General features: G+C 69.1%; 20 protein-coding genes. 11 read left to right on the forward strand and 9 right to left on the reverse strand.

The window, feature by feature from the left end; translation table 11 throughout:
* The first annotated feature begins 52 nt into the window (after positions 1-52).
* From ACL03I_RS03640 to truB, 3 genes are read left to right on the forward strand one after another with little or no spacing between them, the layout of a single operon-like run.
* Positions 53-1,012, forward strand: coding sequence for a metallophosphoesterase family protein (locus ACL03I_RS03640; RefSeq protein WP_355070098.1), 960 nt, complete (start codon positions 53-55; stop codon positions 1,010-1,012).
* Positions 1,013-1,069: 57 nt separating this feature from the next.
* Positions 1,070-1,738: a 4'-phosphopantetheinyl transferase Npt gene (gene npt / locus ACL03I_RS03645; protein ID WP_355070100.1), complete on the forward strand. Its 669-nt coding sequence runs from the start codon at positions 1,070-1,072 to the stop codon at positions 1,736-1,738.
* Positions 1,738-2,637, forward strand: coding sequence for a tRNA pseudouridine(55) synthase TruB (gene truB / locus ACL03I_RS03650; RefSeq protein WP_412805139.1), 900 nt, complete (start codon positions 1,738-1,740; stop codon positions 2,635-2,637). Before npt ends, truB begins: the two co-directional genes overlap by 1 nt.
* Positions 2,638-2,845: 208 nt before the next feature.
* On the opposite strand, the gene ACL03I_RS03655 is transcribed toward truB, so the two are convergent.
* Genes ACL03I_RS03655 through ACL03I_RS03665 form a run of 3 tightly spaced genes read right to left on the reverse strand, consistent with a single transcriptional unit; the run spans position 2,846 to position 4,984 of the window.
* Positions 2,846-3,511 (reverse strand): GntR family transcriptional regulator, encoded by a 666-nt coding sequence (locus tag ACL03I_RS03655; RefSeq protein WP_355070104.1) that lies wholly within the window; start codon positions 3,509-3,511, stop codon positions 2,846-2,848.
* Positions 3,498-4,229, reverse strand: coding sequence for a maleate cis-trans isomerase family protein (locus tag ACL03I_RS03660; protein ID WP_355070106.1), 732 nt, complete (start codon positions 4,227-4,229; stop codon positions 3,498-3,500). The genes ACL03I_RS03655 and ACL03I_RS03660 overlap by 14 nt, the downstream gene beginning before the upstream one ends.
* A 14-nt stretch (positions 4,230-4,243) precedes the next feature.
* A complete protein-coding gene (locus ACL03I_RS03665; protein WP_355070108.1) occupies positions 4,244-4,984 on the reverse strand; it encodes a maleate cis-trans isomerase family protein in 741 nt (246 codons plus the stop codon).
* Positions 4,985-5,070: 86 nt separating this feature from the next.
* Between ACL03I_RS03665 and ACL03I_RS03670 the strand changes: the two genes are divergently transcribed.
* Together ACL03I_RS03670 and ACL03I_RS03675 are read left to right on the forward strand one after the other, a co-directional pair.
* Entirely contained in the window at positions 5,071-6,036 is a 966-nt protein-coding gene (locus ACL03I_RS03670; RefSeq protein WP_412805140.1) for a D-2-hydroxyacid dehydrogenase, read from the forward strand.
* 12 nt (positions 6,037-6,048) lie between these two features.
* Positions 6,049-7,449: an amidase gene (locus ACL03I_RS03675; RefSeq protein ID WP_412805141.1), complete on the forward strand. Its 1,401-nt coding sequence runs from the start codon at positions 6,049-6,051 to the stop codon at positions 7,447-7,449.
* A gap of 47 nt (positions 7,450-7,496) precedes the next feature.
* On the opposite strand, the gene ACL03I_RS03680 is transcribed toward ACL03I_RS03675, so the two are convergent.
* A complete protein-coding gene (locus ACL03I_RS03680; protein WP_355070114.1) occupies positions 7,497-7,991 on the reverse strand; it encodes a DUF3830 family protein in 495 nt (164 codons plus the stop codon).
* Between the two features lie 59 nt (positions 7,992-8,050).
* Complete coding sequence (locus tag ACL03I_RS03685; RefSeq protein WP_355070116.1) at positions 8,051-9,292, reverse strand: aspartate aminotransferase family protein; 1,242 nt, start codon at positions 9,290-9,292, stop codon at positions 8,051-8,053.
* A gap of 134 nt (positions 9,293-9,426) precedes the next feature.
* Between ACL03I_RS03685 and ACL03I_RS03690 the strand changes: the two genes are divergently transcribed.
* Both ACL03I_RS03690 and ACL03I_RS03695 read left to right on the forward strand, forming a co-directional pair.
* On the forward strand, positions 9,427-10,899 hold the full coding sequence (locus ACL03I_RS03690) for an NAD-dependent succinate-semialdehyde dehydrogenase (RefSeq protein ID WP_412805142.1): 1,473 nt from the start codon (positions 9,427-9,429) through the stop codon (positions 10,897-10,899).
* A 10-nt stretch (positions 10,900-10,909) separates the two neighbouring features.
* Positions 10,910-11,992 (forward strand): tartrate dehydrogenase, encoded by a 1,083-nt coding sequence (locus ACL03I_RS03695; protein WP_355070120.1) that lies wholly within the window; start codon positions 10,910-10,912, stop codon positions 11,990-11,992.
* Positions 11,993-12,263: 271 nt separating this feature from the next.
* Here ACL03I_RS03695 and ACL03I_RS03700 read toward each other — a convergent pair whose 3' ends face one another.
* The 4 genes from ACL03I_RS03700 to ACL03I_RS03715 all read right to left on the reverse strand — a co-directional run bounded on the left by ACL03I_RS03700 (position 12,264) and on the right by ACL03I_RS03715 (position 15,302).
* A complete protein-coding gene (locus tag ACL03I_RS03700) occupies positions 12,264-12,932 on the reverse strand; it encodes a metal-dependent transcriptional regulator (RefSeq protein WP_355071001.1) in 669 nt (222 codons plus the stop codon).
* A 210-nt stretch (positions 12,933-13,142) separates the two neighbouring features.
* Positions 13,143-13,637, reverse strand: a complete 495-nt coding sequence (locus ACL03I_RS03705) for a hypothetical protein (RefSeq protein WP_355070122.1) — start codon at positions 13,635-13,637, stop codon at positions 13,143-13,145.
* On the reverse strand, positions 13,634-14,821 hold the full coding sequence (locus tag ACL03I_RS03710) for an aminotransferase-like domain-containing protein (RefSeq protein WP_355070124.1): 1,188 nt from the start codon (positions 14,819-14,821) through the stop codon (positions 13,634-13,636). Before ACL03I_RS03710 ends, ACL03I_RS03705 begins: the two co-directional genes overlap by 4 nt.
* Position 14,822: 1 nt before the next feature.
* On the reverse strand, positions 14,823-15,302 hold the full coding sequence (locus tag ACL03I_RS03715; protein ID WP_355070126.1) for a cupin domain-containing protein: 480 nt from the start codon (positions 15,300-15,302) through the stop codon (positions 14,823-14,825).
* 403 nt (positions 15,303-15,705) lie between these two features.
* Between ACL03I_RS03715 and ACL03I_RS03720 the strand changes: the two genes are divergently transcribed.
* The 4 genes from ACL03I_RS03720 to ACL03I_RS03735 all read left to right on the forward strand — a co-directional run bounded on the left by ACL03I_RS03720 (position 15,706) and on the right by ACL03I_RS03735 (position 21,798).
* Complete coding sequence (locus ACL03I_RS03720; protein ID WP_355070128.1) at positions 15,706-16,677, forward strand: bifunctional riboflavin kinase/FAD synthetase; 972 nt, start codon at positions 15,706-15,708, stop codon at positions 16,675-16,677.
* A 227-nt stretch (positions 16,678-16,904) separates the two neighbouring features.
* Entirely contained in the window at positions 16,905-17,174 is a 270-nt protein-coding gene (rpsO, locus tag ACL03I_RS03725) for a 30S ribosomal protein S15 (protein ID WP_039799352.1), read from the forward strand.
* 956 nt (positions 17,175-18,130) lie between these two features.
* Entirely contained in the window at positions 18,131-20,419 is a 2,289-nt protein-coding gene (locus ACL03I_RS03730; RefSeq protein ID WP_355070130.1) for a polyribonucleotide nucleotidyltransferase, read from the forward strand.
* A 38-nt stretch (positions 20,420-20,457) separates the two neighbouring features.
* A complete protein-coding gene (locus ACL03I_RS03735; RefSeq protein ID WP_355071003.1) occupies positions 20,458-21,798 on the forward strand; it encodes a M16 family metallopeptidase in 1,341 nt (446 codons plus the stop codon).
* The last annotated feature ends 101 nt before the right edge of the window (positions 21,799-21,899 follow it).

A 21,899-nucleotide genomic window follows, 5' to 3' on the forward strand; every position in this document is an offset into this window, starting at 1 on the left:
CCCGGCTCGGCCGGTGCGCGCGAATCCGAAACGATGTGCCAAGGTAGGTGTGGTGATACCCAAGTTGATGGCGGTGAGCGACATTCATGTCGGGCACCAGGGGAATCGGCCGGTCGTCGAGCAGATCAAGGCGGACTCGCCGGAGGACTGGCTCATCGTGGCCGGCGACGTGGGGGAGAAGACCGAGGACATCCGGTGGGCGCTGGAGCTGCTGCGCCGCCGGTTCGCCAAGGTGATCTGGGTGCCGGGCAATCACGAGCTGTGGACGACGGCGAAGGACCCGGTGCAGATGGTCGGGGTGGCACGCTACGACTACCTGGTGTCGATCTGCCGCGACCTGGATGTGTTGACGCCGGAGGATCCGTTTCCGGTGTGGCAGGGCGCGGGCGCGGAAGAGCACGGCGGAGCGGTCACGCTGGTTCCGATGTTCCTGTTGTACGACTACTCGTTCCTGCCGGAAGGAGCCACCACCAAAGCGGAGGGTCTGGCGATCGCGCGTGAGCGCAACGTGGTGGCCACCGACGAATTCCTGCTCTCGCCGGATCCGTACCTGACCAGGGACGCGTGGTGCCATGCCCGGGTGCAGGTGACCAAGCGCAAGCTCGACGCGCTCGCCCCGGGCACCCCGGTCGTCCTGATCAACCATTTCCCGCTGGTGCGGCAGCCGACCGACGTGCTGTTCTACCCGGAGTTCGCGCTGTGGTGCGGCACCGAACTCACCGCGGACTGGCACACCCGCTACAACGTGGTCTGCTCGGTCTACGGTCACCTGCACATCCCGCGGACCTCGCACTACGACGGCGTCCGATTCGAGGAGGTCTCGCTCGGCTACCCGCGCGAGTGGCAGCGCCGCGGCCTGCCCGAGCGATTGCTGCGCCAGATCCTGCCGACCCCGCAGTATCCGCCGGGCACGCTGAACAAGTGGGGCGGACACTTCCAGGTGACTCCCGAGATGGAAGCCGCCGCCGCGGAGATGCGCAGCAAAGCGCAGCAGCGGCGCGGGCTGGCGTAGTCCCACGCACATGGCGCTGCGATCCCACCCGGTGCGGCTCGACTACGCTCGTCGGTGATGATCGAGAACATTCTGCCCGCGGGTGTGGCCTCGGCCGAGTTGCTGGCGTACCCGGAGGATCTGCGGCCGCATCCGGCGGAGGAGCATCTCATCGCCAAGTCGGTGGAGAAGCGGCGCCGTGACTTCATCGGCGCGCGGCATTGCGCCCGCCTGGCGCTCACGCAACTCGGTGAGCAGCCGGTCGCGATCGGCAAGGGCGAGCGCGGCGCTCCGGTGTGGCCGCGCGGAATCGTCGGCAGCCTGACCCACTGCGACGGCTACCAGGCCGCCGCGCTCGGTCACAAACTGCGGTTCCGTTCCATCGGCATCGACGCCGAGCCGCACGCCACCCTGCCGGACGGCGTACTGGACTCGGTGAGTCTGCCGCCGGAGCGGGAATGGCTGAAGACCACCGAGTCCGAATTGCACCTGGACCGGTTGCTGTTCTGCGCCAAAGAGGCCACCTATAAGGCGTGGTTCCCGCTGACGCTGCGCTGGCTCGGCTTCGAGGACGCGCACATCACGTTCGAGATCGAGGACAGCTCCGCCGCTTCCGGGCGCGGCAGCTTCCATACCGAACTGCTGGTGCCGGGGCAGACCACCGACGGCGGCACGCCGCTGATCGCGTTCGACGGCCGTTGGCTGATCACCGACGGGTACATCCTGACCGCGATCGCGCACGTCTGATGGACGGACTCGGCGGGCTGCTCGTCATCGATAAGGCCGGTGGCTGGACCAGTCACGACGTCGTGGCGAAATGCCGGAAGCTGCTGCGCACCAAGAAGATCGGCCACGCGGGCACGCTCGATCCGATGGCGACCGGTGTGCTGGTGCTCGGCGTGGAACGCGCGACCAAACTGCTCGGCCTGCTCACCCTGACCACCAAGGCGTACACCGCGACCATCCGGCTGGGGCAGGCGACCAGCACCGACGACGCCGAGGGCGAGGTGCTGGCCACGACACGGGCCGGTCATCTCGCCGACGCCGACATCGCCACGCGCACAGCCGAACTGACCGGGAACATCGAGCAGGTGCCCGCCACCGTCAGCGCGATCAAGGTGAACGGCGAACGTGCCTATGCCCGCCACCGTGCGGGCGAGGACGTGCAGTTGGCCGCCCGCCCGGTCACGGTGTCGCGGTTCGACGTGCTCGCGCGGCGCGATGTCGGCGATTTCGTCGACCTGGACGTGGTGGTCGAATGTTCCTCGGGCACCTACGTGCGCGCGCTGGCCAGAGACCTGGGCGCCGGGCTCGGCGTCGGCGGCCACTTGACCGCGTTGCGCCGCACCGGCGTCGGGCCGTTCACGCTCGAGCATGCACGCACCTTGGACGATCTGGCCGCCTCCGCTGAGTCCGGCGTGCCGCCACTGAGCCTCGATATCGATGCCGCGGTGCGAACGGCGTTCCCGCGCCGCGACATCGATGACAAGCAGGCCGACGACCTGCGCAACGGACGCTGGCTGGCTCCGGCCGGAATGGCCGGTGTCTACGCCGCCATCGATCCGGAAGGCCGCGCTATCGCCCTGCTCCGGGAATCCGGTAATCGCGCGTCCTCGGTGATGGTCGTCCGCCCCGCCAATCTCTGATCCCGGGCGACAATGGTCGACCACCTCGCGGTCAGGAGTTGGTCGATGATGCGAACCGTTGCGGCGATGGCCGCGGTCCTGGTCGGTGGCGCGGCGCTGGTCGGCGGCGCCGCCGGGGTGGGAAAGCCGCCTGCGGCGGCCGTGGCCGGGTAGCGGCGGCGAAGGTGATCCGCGTGCTGCTGGACTTCTTGTCGCGGTGAGCCGGCGCTCAAGAGCCGATCTGGTGCCGGAGGCGTTGCACGGCGTCGTCCATGTGCTCGACGAGCAGAGCGCGGGCGCGCGCGGGGTCGCCCGCGCCGATCGCGTCGCGCAGGCCGATGTGTTCGCGGGACTGTTCCCGCAGGTCCGGATAGGTCGTCTGCAAGGCGCCCAAGCACATGCGCGTCTCGATCAGCAAGGTGCGAGCCGCGCGTACCAGCCGCGGACTGGCCGCACTCTCCACCAGCGCCTCGTGGAAGGCCTGGTCGGCCTCCGACACGCCGACCGCGTCGCCGCGTTCGGCGCACGCGATCATCTCCTCGACGCTGGGACCGAGCGCCTCGTAGGCGATGGGGCGGCGACCGTCCAGGATCAGCTCCAGCGCGCCGCCCTCCAGTGCCGTCCTGGCCCGGTAGATGTCGACGACGTCGTCGAGGCTCAGTTCGATGACGAAGATGCCGCGGTGGCGGATGCTGCGCAGCAGACCCTCGGACACCAAGCGCTGCATCGCCTCGCGCACCGGCCCGCGCGAGACCGCGAACCGCGCCGCGAGGTCGGCCTCGCCGAGCTGCGACCCTGGCGCGAGACTGCCGCGCATGATCGCCTCGCGGAGCCGATCTGCGATCATCTCCGCGGTCGACTGCCGGTTCACCGGCTCGAAATCAACGACGGACATCGATCTGCCTTTCCGCGAACAAGGTCCCGAATCCGGGAACGACCGGCTCGGCGCCGGCCAGCCGCAGCCCTGCCCAGATCGTGACCTGATTGGCCGTCAGCACCGGTTTGCCCAGCGTAGCCTCCAGGTCCGGCAGCACCGCCACGGTGTGCATCGCGGTGTCGGGGATGAGCAGCGCCTCCGCGTCGGGATGGTCGTTGTCCGCCGCCAGCCGCAGCACCTGGGCCGGGGTGAGGGTGCCGACCTCAGCGGCGGTGTCGATCCCCGCGCTGGACATCGAGACGACGTCGATGCGCGCGTCGGCGAGGAACTCCACGAACAGCCGGGCGACCTCGTCGGGATAGCTGGCGGCGACCGCGACGGTGCGCAGTCCCAGCGTGTGCACGGCGTCGGCGAACGCGATGCTGGTGCTTGTCGCCGGGACGCCCGCGACCTCGGCCAGCGCGCGCACCTGATCGCGCGCGCCCTCGGGTCCGTAGACGAAACTGCCCGACGTGCAGGCCCAGACGATCGCGTCGGGGCGGTGCCGGGCGAGCAGCGAGGCGCCGAGGCGCAATTTCTCCGGGCTGCCCAGTTCGAGCAGTTCGGGGACGGCGTGCAGATCGGTGCCGTAGATGTGGGCCACCGGAAGGTGCGCGCCGAGCGCTGCCGCCGCGAGCGGGTAGTCGTCCTCGGCCGCGTGGTCGGGGTAGATGAAACCGACGGTGGGTGCGTGCATGTGATGTTCTTCCTTCAGAAAACGTTGAGCAGCCACTTGCCCGGGCCCATCATCGGGAGCTTCATCCGGCCGAGACATGCCCACATGGTGAGTTGGTTGGCGGTGAGCACCGGCTTGCCGAGGGCTTTCTCCAGCGGCTCGATCACGTCGTACGTGGGCAGGTTGGTACAGCTGACGAAGACGGCCTGGGCCCCGGGGTCGTCGGCGCCGACGATGCGTTCGGCGATCGTGCGATAGCTGACCTTCCAGATGCCGCCGCCGAGCCCGAGGTGATCGGAGCGGACCACCGTGCAGCCGGCTTCGGCGAGGAACTCGTGCAGCCGGTGGGTGAGGATCTCGTCGTACGGGGTCAGTACCGAGATCCGGGTGAGGTCCAGATGGCGGATCGCTTCGAGCAACGCTCCTGAGGTGGTGACCGCGTCCAGCGCCCCGGCACGGCAGATGGTGTCGCGCAACGACTTCTCGTAGGCGAGGCCTTTGATGAAACTGCCCGATGTGCACAGGTAGGCCACGACTTCGGGTTCCACGTGCAGGACGTTGCGGGTGGCCGCGGTGAGATGCGCCGCGTCGGAGACCAATTCGGCCATCTCCAGCGACACCGGAACCGGTTCGTAGGGGGTACGGGCCAGGTGCAGACTCACCTCCAGAGGCGCCCAGCGCCAGAGCTCTCGTTCGAGGGCGAGGTCGAACGGTGCGATGATCCCGATACCCCGTTGTGCAACGGGCCCCTCGAGGTCGGGAAAGCTCAAATCCACTACGGCCCCTCTCGCGCTCAGCCGGGACGACCTCCGAACACGATCGGATTGTTGACAATCATACGATGTGATCTTAGTGTGTCAATGTGGAACAGGGCCCGATTGTCGTCGTCCTGCACAGTGACAGTGTGCCCGACGACGAACGAATGGACCGAGTAGCAGGCCGCGCCACCATCCGGTACACCGAGGCGCCCGGGTTGGCGAACGCCCTGCGCGGAGCGGAGATCTTGTTCGTCTACGACTTTCGCACCCGGGCGCTGCCCGGCGCCTGGTATGCCGCCGACCGGCTGCGCTGGGTGCACATGGGATCCACCGGCGTCGATCCGGCGATGTTTCCCGAACTGCGGGCGAGTGACGTGGTCGTGACCAACACCAGAGGCGTCTTCGACGCCGCGATCGCCGAGTACGTGCTCGGGCAGATTCTCGGTTTCGCCAAGGACCTGTCCGGTTCGTTGCTGCTGCAACAACGGCACGAGTGGCGGCATCGGGAATCCGAACGGGTCGCGGGGTCGACGGCGCTGATCGTGGGCACCGGCTCGATCGGGCGTCATATCGCCCGATTGCTGCGCGCGGTCGGCATGACCGTGCGCGCCGTCGGCAGGCGGGAGCGCGCGGCGGACCCGGATTTCGGCGAGGTCACCACCGATCTGCACGCCGAACTGGCCCGCGCCGATTACGTCGTCGCGATCGCTCCGCTCACCGAGCGGACCAGGAACATGTTCGACGCCGCCGCCTTCGCCGCGATGAAGCCGCACGCCAGGTTTGTCAACGTCGGCCGCGGGGAACTCGTTGTGACCGACGATCTCGTCGCCGCGCTGCGCACCGGATCGATCGCCGCGGCGGCGCTCGATGTGGTGGACCCCGAGCCGCTCCCCGCCGATCACCCTCTGTGGGAACTGCCGAACGTCCGGATCACCCCGCACAACTCCGGTGACTTCATCGGATGGCGCACCGAGATCGTCGACGCGTTCACCGAGAACTTCGACAACTGGATCGCCGGACGTCCGCTGGACAACGTGGTCGACAAAAGGCTGGGGTACGTGCCCGGCTGAAGGAGCCCATCCATGAGCTACCCCGACAAGAACCAACCCACCGACCCGACCGCCATGACCGCGGTCGAGCTGGTCTCGGCCTACGCGGCGGGCGCGCTGTCGCCCGTCGAGGCGACCGAGGCGATCCTGCGCGCGATCGCCGATCGCGACGGCGCGCTCAACGCCTTCTGTCTGGTCGATCCCGATCGCGCCCTGGTGCAGGCGAAGGACTCCGAGGCGCGCTGGCAGTCCGGTCATGCCAGAGGGCTGCTCGACGGCGTGCCGATCTCGATCAAGGACGTCTTCCTGACCGAGGGCTGGCCAACCCGGCGCGGCTCCACGTCCATCGACCCGGCGGGACCGTGGCTGGTGGACAGTCCGGTGGCCGCGCGGCTGCGCGAGGACGGCATGGTCTTCCTCGGCAAGACCACCACTCCGGAGATCGCGTGGAAGGCGGTCACCGACAGTCCGCTGGCGGGTGTCACGCGGAATCCGGCCGACCCGTCCACCACCGCGGGCGGCTCCTCCGGCGGCAGCGCCGCGGCCGTCGCCGCGGGCATGGGCCCGGTGTCGGTGGGCACGGACGGCGGTGGCAGCGTGCGCATTCCGGCCGCCTTCTGCGGCATCGTCGGCTTCAAGCCCACCTACGGCCGCATTCCGCTGTTCCCGGCCAGCCCGTTCGGTCCGCTGGCGCATGCGGGACCGATGACGCGCACCGTCGAGGACGCGGCGCTGCTGATGGACATCCTGTCGCTACCGGATCCGCGCGATCCCACCGCACTGGCTCCCACGCTCGCCGCCTTCCGCGCCGAAATGCAACGCGACGTGCGGGGATTGCGCGTGGCGTACTCACCTGCGCTCGGCTACGCCACGGTCGACCCCGAGGTTGCCGCGATCGTGGTAGCGGCGGTGACCCGGCTGGCCGACGCCGAACTCCGGGTGAGCGCCGCCGATCCCGGATTCGCCGATCCGCGCGAGGCGTTCGAGCTGCTGTGGGCGGCCGGCGCGGCCACCATGCTGTCCGGGTACCCGGAAGGTACGCGCGAACGGGTGGATCCGGGCCTGCGCGCGGTCTGGGAGCGCGGTGAAACCGTCACCGCCGTCGAGTATCTCGACGCGCGCAACGTCGCGGCCCAGATCGGTATCACCATGGGCGCCTTCCACAACGACTACGACATCCTGATCACTCCGACGGTGCCGATTCCCGCGTTCGAAGCGGGACACGACGTGCCACCGGGCAGCGGCCTGCGCAGCTGGCCCGAATGGACGCCGTTCACCTACCCGTTCAACATGACCCAGCAACCCGCGATCAGTATCCCGGCGGGCACGACTCGCGCGGGTCTACCGGTCGGGTTGCAGATCATCGGCCCACGCCACTCCGACGATCTGATCCTCGCGGTAGCCCGCTACGCCGAATTCGTGCTGGCTTCCTGAAAGCGAATGGCCCCGCGGAAGACCGCGGGGCCACTCGTCACCGTCGCTCAGGCGCGGGCGAAGGCGAGCGTCTCGCCCTGCACACCGTGCAACCACAGCGTGTTGCAGGCCGCGGCCATCTCGGCGAGCCCCTCCTCGATGGTGGCGAACACATTGCCCGGCACCCACCCCAGGTCGCCGTTGATCAGCAGGTTGTTGCGGCCATAGAACAGCGCGAGATCGGTCGCCCCGCGCTCATGCTCGGCCGCGGAACCGGGCTCGTAGCCGTAGGCCGGATTGCCGATCTCCCACGGCTCGAAATCGAACAGGCACACATCGCCGGGGATGGGCGTGACCGTCGGATTCTCCCGATGCGGGGCCGCGCCGATGCGCGGGAGCAGGGTGTACACCTCGTTGCGGGCGTACTTGGCGTGGAAGGCGTCGCCTTCCAGGGGCAGCGCGTTCCACACCGCGGCGCAGGTCTGCGGCGCTTCCTCGTCCAGCAAACGGGCGCGGCAGGTCACCGCGGCTTTGGTGAGCGTGATGGTGATGTAGCGGGCCATGCGGTCCTGCTTCCTGATCGGGCCCGCCGGGCGGGCACTGCGGACGGGTGGGGTGCGCGCTACAACTCGGCGAGCACCTCGGACCAGATCGCCAGAGCGTCCTCGATCTGAGTATCGGTCACGATCAGCGGCGGAATCATCCGCACCACGTTCATGTGCGCGCCGCAGGTCAACAGCAGCAGTCCCTTGTCCACCGCCGCGCGCTGGGCGGCCGCGGCGGTGGCCGTGTCGGGCTCGCCGGTGGCCGTGGTGAACTCGGCGCCCACGAGCAGTCCGAGGCCGCGGACGTCGCCGATCGCCTTGGTGGCGCTCTCGCGCATACCGCGCAGCAGTTGTGCCCCTCGGGCGGCCGCGTTGTCCACCAGCCCTTCGGATTCGATCACGTCGAGCGTGGCGATCGCCGCCGCGCACGCCACCGCGTTGCCACCGTAGGTGCCGCCCTGCGAACCCGGCCACGCCCGCGCCATCAGTTCGCGCGGCGCCGCGATGCCGGACAGGGGAAAGCCGCTGGCCAGACCCTTCGCGATGGTGATCACGTCGGGCCGGACGCCGAAGTGCTGATGCCCGAAGAACTTCCCGGTGCGGCCGAAACCGGTCTGGATCTCGTCGAAGACCAGCAGGATGCCGTGCCGGTCGGCGCGTTCGCGCAGCCCGTGGAAGAACTCGGTGTTGCCGGGGACGTAACCGCCCTCACCGAGCACCGGCTCCACGATGAACGCGGCGGTCTCGGCGGGCGAGGTGAGTGTGGCGAACAAGTAGTCGAGTTCGCGCAGCGCGAAGGCGGTGGCCTCCCGCTCGCTCCAGCCATAGCGGTAGGCGGTGGGGAAGGGCGCGACGTGCACGCCCGGCATGAGCGGGCTGAACCCGGCCGAGAAACGAGTGCCCGAGGTGGTCATGGTCGCGGCGGCCACGGTGCGGCCGTGGAAACCGCCGTGGAAGACGACGACGTTCGGCCGCCCGGTGGCCTGGCGCACCAGTCGCAGTGCGGCCTCGACCGCCTCACTGCCGGAGTTCGCGAAGAACAGCGTGTCCAGTCCTTCCGGAAGCACCGCGCCGAGCCGTTCGGTCAGCTCCAGCAGCGGCCGATGCAGCACGGTCGTGTACTGGCCGTGGATCAGCGAGGCCACCTGTGCCTGCGCGGCGGCGACCACTTTCGGATGGCAGTGGCCGGTGCTGGTCACGCCGATGCCGGCGGTGAAGTCCAGGTAGCGGCGTCCGTCGGTGCCGTAGAGGTAGCACCCCGCGCCGTGGTCGACGGTCACCGGAGTGGCCTGTTTCAGGATGGGCGAGAGCTCGGTCATGGTGGTTCGCCTCCCGGTGCGGGTGAGATGGAGGGCCATTGTCTATTGTCGGATTGTCGACAATATGCATAACATGGCCGCACGGGTCGCAGCAATGGCCGGACGCTGCGCGCTGCCGAAAGGAGCCACCGACCATGCTCACCGAAAGCGCGCTGAGCGCGCCCGAACGCGCCGCGATCGACACGGTGCCGCGCGGTTTGTTCGTCCAGGGGCAGTGGCGGGCGACGACCCGCACGCTGCCGGTCTTCGATCCGTCGACGGGTGGACTGCTGTGCGAAGTAGCCGACGCGACGCCGGACGAAGGTCGCGCGGCGCTGGACGCGGCGTGCGCGGCGCAGGCCGACTGGGCAGCCACCGCGCCGCGCGAGCGCAGCGATCTGCTGATGCGCGTGCATCGCGCGTTGCTGGCCGACACCGACCGGCTCGGGCTGATCGCGACCCTCGAAATGGGCAAGCCGCTGGCCGAGGCGCGCGGTGAGATCGCCTACGCCGCGGAGTTCTTCCGCTGGTTCGCCGAGGAAGCCGTCCGCCTGGACGGCGGGTACATGCCCGCGCCGACCGGCGGCTCGCGTTTTCTGGTGGCCCGGCAGCCGGTCGGTCCGAGCCTGCTCATCACGCCATGGAACTTTCCCGTCGCCATGGGCGCGCGCAAGATCGCGCCCGCGCTCGCCGCGGGCTGCACCTGCGTCGTGAAACCCGCGGAGCAGACGCCGCTTTCGATGCTGGCGCTGGCTCAGGTGCTGGCGGACGCCGGGTTGCCGGCCGGGGTGGTCAACGTCGTCACGACGGCGGATCCCGCCGCGGTGATGACTCCGCTGATCCTCGACGACCGCTCGCGCAAGCTGTCGTTCACCGGCTCGACGGCGGTCGGCAAGCAGTTGCTCGCGCAGTGCGCGCAGACGGTGATGCGCACCTCGATGGAACTGGGCGGCAACGCGCCGCTGCTGGTTTTCGACGACGCGGATCTCGACGAGGCGGTCGAGGGCACGGTGGCGGCGAAGATGCGCAACATCGGTCAGGCGTGCACCGCCGCCAATCGGATTCTGGTTCAGCGCGGCGTCGCCGAGGTCTTCGCGCGCAGGCTCGCCGAGCGGCTGGCGGCCCTGCCGATGGGCCGGGGCACCGAGCCGGACGTCGTGGTCGGCCCGCTGATCGATACCGAGGCCGTCGCCAAGGTGCAGCGCTTGGTCGACGATGCCCGCGCCCGGGGAGCCGGGGTGCTCACCGGAGGGGCGGCCTGGGACGGACCGGGCACTTTCTATCCCGCGACCGTCCTGGTCGACGTCCCCGACGACGCCGAGTTGTGCCACACCGAGATCTTCGGACCGGTCGCCGCGATCGGCGTCTTCGACACCGAGGACGAAGCCGTGCGCCGGGCCAACGACACTCCCTACGGGCTGGTGAGCTACGTGTTCACCGAGAATCTCCGGCGCGGACTGCGGGTGTGCGAGGCGCTGGAAACCGGGATGGTCGGGCTCAACCAGGGCGTGGTGTCGAATCCGGCCGCGCCCTTCGGCGGCGTCAAGGAATCCGGGCTCGGACGCGAGGGCGGGCTGACCGGGATCGACGAATTCCTGGAGACCAAGTACATCGGAGTGCGACTGTGAAGGAGTGCCAGTGAGCGAGTACCGCATCGCCACCATCCCGGGTGACGGGATCGGAGTCGACGTCACCGCGGCGGCGGTACGTGTGCTCGACGCCGTGCTGCCCGGTCTGGCATGGACCGAATTCGACTGGTCGTGCGAGAACTACGTGCGCACGGGCGCCATGATGCCGCCGGACGGCGCGCAGCGGCTCGCGGGCTTCGACGCGATCCTGCTCGGCGCTGTCGGCTTTCCCGGTGTGCCCGACCATGTTTCGCTGTGGGGCCTGCTGATCCCGCTGCGCCGCGCCTTCGGTCAGTACGTCAACCTGCGCCCGGTGCGCCTGCTGCCCGGCACGGAATCGGCACTGCGCGGCCGGACCGCCGACGATCTGGACATCCTCATCGTGCGGGAGAACTCCGAGGGCGAGTACTCGCGGATCGGCGGCATCCACAACGAGGGCCGCCCCGACGAATTCGTGCTCCAGGAATCGGTGTTCACCCGCACCGGATGCGAGCGAATCATCCGCTACGCCTTCGAGCGGGCCGCCGAACGATCCGGGCGATTGTGCTCGGCGACCAAGTCGAACGGGCTCATCCATTCGATGCCCTACTGGGACAGTGTGTTCGAACGCGTCGGGACCGAGTATCCCCAGGTGCGGACGCGGCAGATGCACGTCGACGCGCTGGCCGCCGAAATCGTGCTGCACCCGGACCGACTGGACGTGATCGTGGGCTCGAACCTGTTCGGCGACATCCTCTCCGACCTCGCCGCCGCGGTGACCGGCGGGCTCGGCTTGGCGCCGTCGGGCAACGTCAACCCCGAGCGCACCGGCCCCTCGATGTTCGAGGCCGTGCACGGCAGCGCGCCCGACATCGCCGGTCAGGGCATCGCGAACCCCGTCGCGCAGGTCCTCGCGGGCGCGATGCTGCTGGATCATCTCGGCGAGTCCGCCGCGGCGGCCGCGGTGGACCGAGCGGTGTGCGACGTGCTCGCCGCGGGGGAGGTCCGCACCCCGGACCTCGGTGGCACCTCGACCACCGACGAACTGGGCGACGCCATCGCTGCCCGCGCGGCCGAGTTGGTGCGTCCCGCCCTCGGGGCCGATCTGGGCTGAGCCCGCGGCCGGAACCCTTGAAACCGGGGGGTTCGGAAGCGGTCTGGGCGGGATCGTTTCGCCAGTTTTCGGGCATCGGGCTTCGCGGTGGTCATCTATCGCCGGGCTCGAGTCGTCGCGTGGCCGGCGGAGGGCTGCGTGACCCGGTCCTGCGCCATGCCGTTACCCAGTGCGGCACCGATGGCACGCCCGGCGGCATCCGAGCCCGACGCTGCCCGCCGCATCCGCTACCGCCGGTTCGGCGGAGTGGGCCTGATCTGTGGAGCCCCGGTCAGGCGGTGAGCCAGATGGCCTCGGCGGCGGGGCGCCCGAGGTCGGTCGGTGATTCGGTGGCGCCGATGCGGATGGCGATGGTGCCCGCGAAGTCGCGGCGTTCGACGACGGCGATGGCGGTGTCCAGGGCGATGCCGACGGAGTCGAAGTAGCGCAGCATGTCGGGATCGGCGTCGGAGATGCGCGCGACCCGGCCGGATTCACCGGCATGGAAGTCGCTGAGCTGGCGCGCGGGCGGGGTGGGCACCGCGCCGTCCACCGACGGGATCGGGTCGCCGTGCGGATCGCGATCGGGGTATCCGAGTTTGGCGTCGATCCGGGCCATCAGCAGCTCGGAGACCGCGTGCTCGAGCACCTCGGCTTCGTCGTGCACCTCGTCCCAGCCGTAGCCGAGCTCGTTCACCAGGAAGGTCTCGATGAGCCGATGCCTGCGCACCATCGCGACGGCGGCTCGGCGGCCCTCCGGGGTGAGGGCGATCGCGCCGTAGCGGGCGTGCTCGACCAACCCTTGGTCGGCGAGCTTGCGGACGGCTTCGGACACGGTCGAGGCCGATACGCCGATCCGTTCGGCGAGCAACTTGGTGGTCACCTTCTCCTGCGACCACTCCTGCGCGGTCCAGATGACCTTCAGGTAGTCCTGGGCGACCGACGAGAGCACAGGCGCGATCGTCGCGGTACCGCCGTGCGCATCGCCCGGCGCCGGGGCGTCGGCCAACTCGCGTCGAGTGGCGATATCTCGTTTACCTGGCACATACCCGAGCTTAGGCACTGGCGCGCCGATACACACATCCTCGACCTGCCGTCGGCCGATCGACAGCGAATCGCTATTCGCCGTTCACCCATTTGGAAGCGGTGGACCGATGCCGGTCCGCCTGGGTTATACCGTTCTCGACAGATCCAGCGTGTTCCGATGCGCGGCCACGCCGTCGAATCGGCGACCGGCCAACCGGGCGGTCGCGGGCGCGCCGACCGGCTCGCCGGACAACTCGTAGAACGTCGCCGTGGCGCGTCCGGTGAAGTCGTCGCCGGTCACGTCGAGTTCGAAGGCGACGATCCCTTTGCGGACTACGGCGGGGTCGGTGCGATCGACGGTGAACTCCAAGAAGGCGCCGGTGACCCGGTTGCCCGCGCCGTGCCAGGTGCCCATGCCGTTGCTGTCGCTCGTGGCGCGATTGCCGTGGTCGGGATTCGATTGCAGCATCGTGCCGCCAGGGTGGAACTGCATCACGTGGTAGCCGAACGGAGCGCCGTCGGCGCGAACCTCCCAGGTGCCGAGCACCGGATGCCGATCGCTCGCGCTGTGTTCGTTGCCGGCACGAGTTGGCCTCTGCGCGATCACGCTGCGCTGCCGCCTCCGGGCCTGACCACTCATACCGTCTCCCCGCAGACGAACGCCAGTGCGGCGATGCCCCGATCGATGGCGTCGCGCGGCACGTTCGCGAAACTCAGCCGCATGGTGTTGCGGTGCTCGGTGATGTCGTCGGCGTAGAACGCGCTGCCGGGCAGGAACGCGACTCCGTGCCGCAGTGCCCGCGCCAGCAGCGCGTCGGCATCGAAACCCGGCGGCCCCTCGACCCACAGGAACATCCCGCCCTCCGGCTCGACCCACCGGAACCCGGCCGGGAAATGCCGCTCGAGCGCGACCGTCAACGCGTCCAACTTGGCCGAATAGGCGTCGACGACATGAGCGAGGTGCGCGGCCCCGTCCGGACTGCCGAGAAATTCGGCCGCAATCGCCTGGCAGTATGTCGAGGTCTGCATGTCGATGCCCTGCTTCAACGCGAGCACGGTCCGCAGCAGATCCGGGGGCATAACGGTGATCCCGACGCGGATCGCAGGAGCGAGAGTTTTCGACAGGGACGTGATGTACACCGAGTTGTCCGGGGCGAAAGACGACAACGCGGGCGGTGCCACACCGCGATAGCGCAGGTCGGTGTAGACGTCGTCTTCGATGACCAGCGTGCCGTGGCGGACGACGATCTCGGCGATTCGTTCGCGCCGATCGACGGGCATCGTCCGGCCGGTCGGATTCTGGAAAGTCGGCAGTAGGTAGACGAACGCCGTATCGTATCGAGCCAGGGCTTCTTCGAGCGCTTCCGGAACGATGCCGAATTCGTCGGACGGCACCGCCACGACGGTCGCTCCGTGGCTGCGGAATTCCTTGACCGCCGGGCCGTAAGTGGGGGTTTCGACCAGAACCACGTCCTGCGGGTCGAGCAGCGCCAAACACACGTTGTGCAATGCGCCGGAGCCGCCGGTCGAGATATGCAGGCGCTCGAGCGTGCACTGAATATCGCGGCCGTGCAGAAGGTTTCGGGCTTCGTCCAACAGCGGAGCGAATCCCCGGGTCATGCCGTATTGGAGGACGGCGCTGCCGTATCTGCCGATGACCGTTTGCGCCAGCGTCGCCACGAGCTCGCTCGGCAGCAGAGCGGGATCGGGCGCTCCGACCGCGAAGGACACCACGTCGGGGCGGCCTGCCAGTGCCGCGAAGATATCGTCGATGGGACCGCTGGTCACCTCGGCCGCGCCGCGGCTGCGTTTGCCGACGGCCATGTCAGGCGCCGGCTGGCCCGCGCCGCCGCAGGCGGGCAACGGCTTCGGGCACGTGGGCGTCGTACTCCGGCGTCAGCACCACGTCGTCGTTGAACAGGGGATCGGTCCGCATTTCCACCGCGACCAGGTCCTCGGCATCGTCGAGGTTCACCGCCACGTGCACGACGCCGTCGGGGATGTAGATGAACTCACCGGGCCCGTGGAAATAGGGCGTCAGTTCCGGGCCGATCAAGGTGGCCGCTCGCCCGCGCAGGCAAACGACGACGATCTCGCTGTGCGCGTGATAATGCGCTTTCGACATCGCTCCCGGGGCCATGTTGACCATGCCCGCCGAAATGCCGGTGGCGCCACAGGTTTCCGTGGTGATGCAAGGAATGAGGCGTTGTCGTTGCCGTCCGATTGTTTCGGCCGCATCGGACGGTTTGATCACACGCACGTGCTTGACTGCGCTTTTCATGGCTACTCCGGGGCATTCCGTCATCGACGAATTGGACGCTAGACCATTCCCGCTGCTGGTGAGACGAGCTTGCGGGCCCGTGGAAAACCCGGGGTATATCGGCGCTTTCGCGAATCCGTCCGGTTAGTTTCCGGTGCGCGAAGACTTCCGCGGCGATGTCGCCGACCCCGACGTAGCGGCCCCGCGGCGCGCCGTCGTGCGACGGCCACGGCGACCTGCCGGTTATCCCACCGCCGCGGTTGCGGCACGAGTCGTGCCGCGGTTCGGATGATCCGACCGGTTCGCGGCGCGGCCGCGCGGCGCGCGACCTGCGCGCGGGGCCCCGGCGCGGTTCGCACTTCCACGTCGGCTCACGGCCGCGCAACCGTTGTGTGAGATCAGCACGCCCGAATACTGTTCGCTACCTGATTTGCGTAGGCTGCGCACTGTGCAGAGATGGCGAAGTCTCGACGAGGTGCCCGCGGACTGGGGGCGCTGTGTCCTCACGATCGGTGTGTTCGACGGTGTGCACCGCGGCCACGCGCAGCTGATCAGCCGGGCCGTGAAGTCCGCCGCCGCGCGCGGCGTGCCCGCGGTGCTGATGACGTTCGATCCGCACCCGATGGAAGTGGTCCGCCCCGGGTCACACCCCGCGCAATTGACCACCCTGACCCGCCGCGCCGAACTGGCCGAGGAACTGGGTGTCGACGTGTTCTGCGTCATGCCCTTCACCCAGGAGTTCATGAAGCTGACTCCGGCGAGCTATGTCCACGACCTGCTGGTGGAGCGGCTGCACGTGGTGGAGGTGGTGGTCGGCGACAACTTCACCTTCGGCAAGAAGGCCGCGGGCACGGTCGAGACCATGCGCGAGCTCGGCAAGCGATTCGGTTTCGAGGTCGACGGCGTGACGCTGCTCGCCGAACACGCCGTGACCTTCTCCTCGACTTATATCCGCTCGTGCGTCGACGCGGGGGACATGGCGGCCGCCGCCGAGGCGCTCGGGCGTCCGCACCGGGTGGAGGGCGTCGTCGTACACGGTGACGGCCGCGGCAAGCAACTCGGCTTCCCGACCGCGAACGTCGCGCCGCCGATGCATGCCGCCATTCCCGCCGACGGCGTGTACGCCGGGTGGTTCACCGTGCTCGGCCCCGGCCCCACCATCGGCACCGTCACCCCGGGCGAGCGGGCCATGGCCGCCGTCTCGGTGGGCACCAACCCGACCTTCTCCGGACGCGCCCGCACGGTGGAGGCGTACGTGCTCGACGGCGAGGCCGATCTCTACGGTCAGCACGTCGCGGTGGACTTCGTCGAGCACATCCGGGGCCAGCGCAAATTCGACTCGGTGGACGAGCTCATCGAGTGCATGGGCCGCGACGTGGAGACCGCGCGCAAAATCCTCACCGCCGTCGACGCCCGCTGAGCGTCGGGAATTCCGAACTCGAGCGGATCGCTGTAGCGGCGGGTCTCGTGCTCGATCAGCGCGGGCGAGCGTCGTTGCCCGGATGGGACTCGGTCGGCCCGCGATTTCGGCGGGAAGATCCCGGTCCGGTAGGGTGGTCCCTCGGGTTTGCTGCGGTCCGCGGTGGCGCCCGCACCCGGGTAACCGGACATTCGAGCGCGGAACTGAGAAACAGGAGTGGATGCCCCATGGCACTGACCACCGAGCAGAAGTCGGCGATTCTCGCCGAGTACGGCCTGCACGAGAAGGACACCGGTTCCCCGGAGGCGCAGATCGCGCTGCTTTCCAAGCGCATCGCCGACATCACCGAGCACCTGAAGAAGCACAAGCACGACCACCACACCCGCCACGGCCTGATGGCGCTGATCGGTCGTCGCAAGCGGCTGTCGAAGTACCTGCAGGACAACGACATCAACCGCTACCGTTCGCTGATCGAGCGGCTCGGGCTCAGGCGCTGATTTCCAGCGCCTGCGGCGCTGGGTGTTCGCCGCCCCTTCATGGCTCGCGTCCGAGCGGCCACTGCTGGCGACTTCGTCGCGGACGCAGCGGCCACTCGGACGCGAGCCGGGCGGCGAACGGAACAGGCTTGGTCTCGCTTCGCTCGAAAGACGTGGTCGAGGTGAGCTGAGCGCGCCTTGTGCTGACGGTGCGGTCCGGGTGGCGGGACCGTGTTGTCAAGGGTTATCCGTCGGCGGGGCCTTGTTGTCGGGAGTTATCCGTCGGCGAGGCCGTGTTGTTCGGGAAGTATCCGTTGGTGGGGCTGCGGTGTCGGTTTGTTCGTTCGCCGTCCGGCGGGGCCGTCGATGGAGAGTTGCTGTTCTAAGCGTTCGGGTCGCCGCTGGTAACCATTGCTCGTGGTGCTTTCGCGCTGCCGAGTCGTGCACGCCTACGTGCTCGTGAGGCGATCCGTCGTGGTTCATACGGACCCGACGCGGGCGGGGGGTTGTTGCGCCTGCCGCGTCAGAAATCAGGGGTATCGGTCCGGCCCTGCTTGCGCGGTTTCCGGCCGTGGCCACCGGGCAGCCGGTGCGCCGATGGACGGAGTGGTAGGCGGCTGCTCGACACGGGGGTGTCCGAGGCGGTCGCTGGTTCGGCCAACGGGGAGACGTACAATCGCACCGTTGGTTATATGTGTACAGGGGTGCGGATTGCCCCCGTCGCACGACAACATTGCACAGCCGTATGCACCCGTCGCGTGGCGTCGGTCTTCGGTAGTGGCCTATCGGCAGCGAGTTGGCGCCGTCGGGCTTCGATCGATGACCGCCTCCGCGTCGCCGTGTCCAAGGGGATTCGGCCGGGTGTGCGCGCCGCAGCCAGGAGGGTTGCCGCGCGTCCGTACCCGGTACGGCTGACGACAGCCGGATCGCGCCAGCGTGCGCTGGAGCCGGCGAAGACGAGAGGTTGAGAGAGAAGAATGACCGAAACAACTGAACGCAAGAGCTCGGCCGTCGAGGTCGAGCCGGGCGTGTTCGAATCCGTAGCGTTGATCGACAACGGCAGCTACGGCACCCGCACCATCCGGTTCGAGACCGGACGCCTCGCCAGGCAGGCCGCCGGTTCGGTCGTCGCCTACCTGGACGACGAGACCATGCTGCTGTCGGCTACCACCGCGGGCAAGCAGCCCAAGGACCAGTTCGACTTCTTCCCGCTGACGGTCGACGTCGAGGAGCGGATGTACGCCGCGGGCCGCATCCCCGGGTCGTTCTTCCGCCGCGAGGGCCGCCCCTCCACCGACGCGATCCTGACCTGCCGCCTGATCGACCGTCCGCTGCGTCCGTCGTTCGTCGACGGCCTGCGCAACGAGATCCAGGTCGTGGTCACCGTGCTGAGCCTGGACCCCAAGGACCTCTACGACGTGGTGGCCATCAACGCCGCGTCCGCGTCCACCCAGATCGCGGGCCTGCCGTTCTCCGGCCCGGTCGGCGGCGTGCGCGTCGCGCTGATCCACGACGGGGCGGGGTCCCAATGGGTGGCCTTCCCGACCACCGAGCAGCTCGAGGGCGCGGTATTCGACATGGTCGTCGCGGGCCGCGTGGTCGAGTCAGGTGACGTCGCGATCATGATGGTCGAGGCGGAGGCGACCGAGAACGTCATCGCGCTGGTCGACGGCGGTGCGCAGGCGCCGACCGAGGCCGTCGTCGCCGAGGGGCTCGAGGCCGCCAAGCCGTTCATCGCCCGCCTCTGCCGCGCGCAGCAGGACCTGGCCGAACTGGCCGCCAAGCCCACCGAGGAGTTCCCGCTCTTCCCGCCGTACGGCCGGGACGTGTACGAGGCCGTCGAGGGAACCGCGAAGCGTGAGCTGGGCGAGGCGCTGAGCATCTCCGGCAAGCAGGAGCGCGAGGAGAAGATCGACGAGATCAAGCTCGCCGTGCTCGACCGCCTGGCCGACGACTACGCCGGGCGGGAGAAGGAACTGGGCGCGGCATTCCGCTCCGTCACCAAGAAGCTGGTCCGTCAGCGGATCCTGTCCGACGGCTTCCGCATCGACGGCCGCGGGCTGGCCGATATCCGCGCGCTGTCCGCCGAGGTCGCTGTGGTGCCCCGGGCGCACGGCTCGGCGCTGTTCGAGCGTGGCGAGACCCAGATCCTGGGCGTCACCACGCTGGACATGGTGAAGATGGCCCAGCAGGTCGACTCGCTCGGCCCGGAGACCAGCAAGCGCTACATGCACCACTACAACTTCCCGCCGTTCTCCACCGGCGAGACCGGCCGGGTGGGTTCGCCCAAGCGTCGCGAGATCGGCCACGGCGCGCTGGCCGAGCGGGCGCTGATTCCCGTGCTGCCCAGCCAGGAGGAGTTCCCTTACGCCATCCGTCAGGTGTCGGAGGCGCTGGGATCCAACGGCTCCACCTCGATGGGTTCGGTGTGCGCCTCCACCCTGTCGCTGCTCAACGCCGGTGTGCCGCTGAAGGCGCCGGTCGCCGGCATCGCGATGGGTCTGGTGTCGGACACCATCACCAACGACCAGGGTGAGGAAGAAGTCCGCTACGTCGCGCTGACCGACATCCTCGGCGCCGAGGACGCCTTCGGCGACATGGACTTCAAGGTCGCAGGCACCCGCCAGTTCGTCACCGCGTTGCAGCTGGACACCAAGCTGGACGGCATCCCGTCGCAGGTGCTGGCCGGCGCGCTGAGCCAGGCCCACGACGCGCGCACCACGATCCTGGACGTGATGGCCGAGGCCATCACCACCCCGGACGAGATGAGCCCGTACGCGCCGCGCGTCACCGCGATCAAGATCCCGGTCGACAAGATCGGCGAGGTGATCGGCCCCAAGGGCAAGGTGATCAACCAGATCACCGAGGACACCGGCGCCAACATCTCCATCGAGGACGACGGCACCGTGTTCGTCGGCGCGACCGACGGCCCGTCCGCGCAGGCCGCGATCGACGCCATCAACGCCATCGCCAACCCGCAGCTGCCGAAGGTCGGCGAGCGCTTCCTGGGCACGGTCGTCAAGACCACCGCCTTCGGCGCGTTCGTCTCGCTGCTGCCGGGCCGCGACGGTCTGGTGCATATCTCCAAGCTGGGCAACGGCAAGCGCGTGGCGAAGGTCGAGGACGTGGTGAACGTCGGCGACAAGCTGCGGGTGGAGATCGCCGACATCGACAACCGCGGCAAGATCTCGCTCGTGCCGGTCGAGGAGAACGCCGAGGAGACCGGCGACGACACGGCCGATGCGGGTTCGGCCGGGACCGAGTAGTACTTGTCTCTGTGACGAAGAAGAAGACGACAACCCCTCTGCTCAGCACCGGGCAGGGGGGTTCGTCACTCGAGCTGCGGGCGGACTCGGACAGCGGCGTGCGGCGTACCGTACTGCCCGGCGGATTGCGGGTGGTCACCGAGCATCTGCCCGGGGTGCGCTCGGCGTCCGTGGGTGTTTGGGTCGGTGTCGGGTCGCGTGACGAGGGCCCGAGCGTCGCGGGAGCTGCCCACTTCCTGGAGCACCTGCTGTTCAAGGCGACGCCGACGCGGTCGGCCCTGGACATCGCCGAGGCGATGGACGCGGTCGGCGGCGAGCTGAACGCGTTCACCGCGAAGGAGCAGACCTGCTACTACGCGCATGTCCTGGACGACGACCTGCCCTTGGCGGTCGACATGGTCTCCGACGTGGTGCTCAACGGCTTGTGCCGGGCCTCGGACGTGGACGTGGAGCGGCAGGTGGTGCTCGAGGAGATCGCCATGCGCGACGACGACCCCGAGGACCTGGTCGGCGACTCCTTCTTGGCGGCGTTGTTCGGCGATCATCCGATCGGGCGTCCGGTGATCGGCTCGATCGAATCCATCGAGGGGATGCGGGCCGCGCAGCTGCGGTCGTTCCACCTGCGGCGTTACCGGCCGGACCGGATGGTGGTCGCGGTCGCGGGCAACGTGGAGCACGACCACACCGTGGAATTGGTGCATCGTGCCTTCGAGAACCGGCTCGACCTGGCGGCGGCGCCCGCCCGGCGGCGCGAGGGCCGGTTCCGCCCACACGGCGACCCGCAGCTGCACTGGAGCCATCGCGACAGCGAGCAGGCTCATCTGGTGTTCGGCGTGCGCGCCTTCGGGCGGCACGAAGGGGACCGGCGCTGGCCGCTGTCGGTGTTGAACACCGTGGTCGGCGGCGGGTTGAGTTCCCGTCTGTTCCAGCGCATCCGGGAGGAGCGCGGACTGGCCTATTCGGTGTATTCCAGCGTGGACACCTTCGCCGACACCGGAGCGTTCTCGGTCTACATCGGCTGCCAGCCGGAGAACCTCGGTCAGGTGGCGGCACTGGCCCGCGGCGTTCTCGAGGAAGTCGCAGCCGACGGCATCAGCGACGCCGAGTGCGCCCGCGCCAAGGGCTCGTTGCGCGGCGGGCTGGTGCTCGGTCTGGAGGATTCGGCCTCGCGCATGAACCGGTTGGGGCGCAGCGAACTCAGCTACGGCAACCACCGCACCGTGTCGGAGACCTTGGCCCGCATCGACGCCGTCACGACCGAGGAAGTGTCGGCCGTCGCGCGGACCTTGCTGGCGCGGCCGTTCGCCGCGTCGGTCGCCGGACCGTACAAGCGCACCCGTGATCTGCCCGCTGCCGTCCGGCGGCTGGTGCCGAGCTGATCCGCACGCGGGCGCGGGGTTGCCGCTTGGCGGAGCATCCCCCGCCGCGATACTGTTTCGGCCGCCCGGCCGTCGGTTCTTCGCCGGAGGGCGCTGAACTC

The sequence above is a fragment of the Nocardia sichangensis genome (genome assembly GCF_047200615.1).
Lineage (GTDB): Bacteria > Actinomycetota > Actinomycetes > Mycobacteriales > Mycobacteriaceae > Nocardia > Nocardia sichangensis.

What these genes read in the sequence shown, in the direction of transcription:
- npt (WP_355070100.1), top strand. Translation starts at nt 1,070, where the DNA reads ATGATCGAGAACATTCTGCCCGCGGGTGTGGCCTCGGCCGAGTTGCTG.
- rpsO (WP_039799352.1), top strand. Translation starts at nt 16,905, where the DNA reads ATGGCACTGACCACCGAGCAGAAGTCGGCGATTCTCGCCGAGTACGGC.
- ACL03I_RS03715 (WP_355070126.1), bottom strand. Translation starts at nt 15,302, where the DNA reads ATGACGGAATGCCCCGGAGTAGCCATGAAAAGCGCAGTCAAGCACGTG.
- ACL03I_RS03690 (WP_412805142.1), top strand. Translation starts at nt 9,427, where the DNA reads ATGCTCACCGAAAGCGCGCTGAGCGCGCCCGAACGCGCCGCGATCGAC.
- ACL03I_RS03660 (WP_355070106.1), bottom strand. Translation starts at nt 4,229, where the DNA reads ATGCACGCACCCACCGTCGGTTTCATCTACCCCGACCACGCGGCCGAG.
- ACL03I_RS03705 (WP_355070122.1), bottom strand. Translation starts at nt 13,637, where the DNA reads ATGAGTGGTCAGGCCCGGAGGCGGCAGCGCAGCGTGATCGCGCAGAGG.
- ACL03I_RS03655 (WP_355070104.1), bottom strand. Translation starts at nt 3,511, where the DNA reads ATGTCCGTCGTTGATTTCGAGCCGGTGAACCGGCAGTCGACCGCGGAG.
- ACL03I_RS03685 (WP_355070116.1), bottom strand. Translation starts at nt 9,292, where the DNA reads ATGACCGAGCTCTCGCCCATCCTGAAACAGGCCACTCCGGTGACCGTC.
- ACL03I_RS03710 (WP_355070124.1), bottom strand. Translation starts at nt 14,821, where the DNA reads ATGGCCGTCGGCAAACGCAGCCGCGGCGCGGCCGAGGTGACCAGCGGT.
- truB (WP_412805139.1), top strand. Translation starts at nt 1,738, where the DNA reads ATGGACGGACTCGGCGGGCTGCTCGTCATCGATAAGGCCGGTGGCTGG.
- ACL03I_RS03675 (WP_412805141.1), top strand. Translation starts at nt 6,049, where the DNA reads ATGAGCTACCCCGACAAGAACCAACCCACCGACCCGACCGCCATGACC.
- ACL03I_RS03680 (WP_355070114.1), bottom strand. Translation starts at nt 7,991, where the DNA reads ATGGCCCGCTACATCACCATCACGCTCACCAAAGCCGCGGTGACCTGC.
- ACL03I_RS03730 (WP_355070130.1), top strand. Translation starts at nt 18,131, where the DNA reads ATGACCGAAACAACTGAACGCAAGAGCTCGGCCGTCGAGGTCGAGCCG.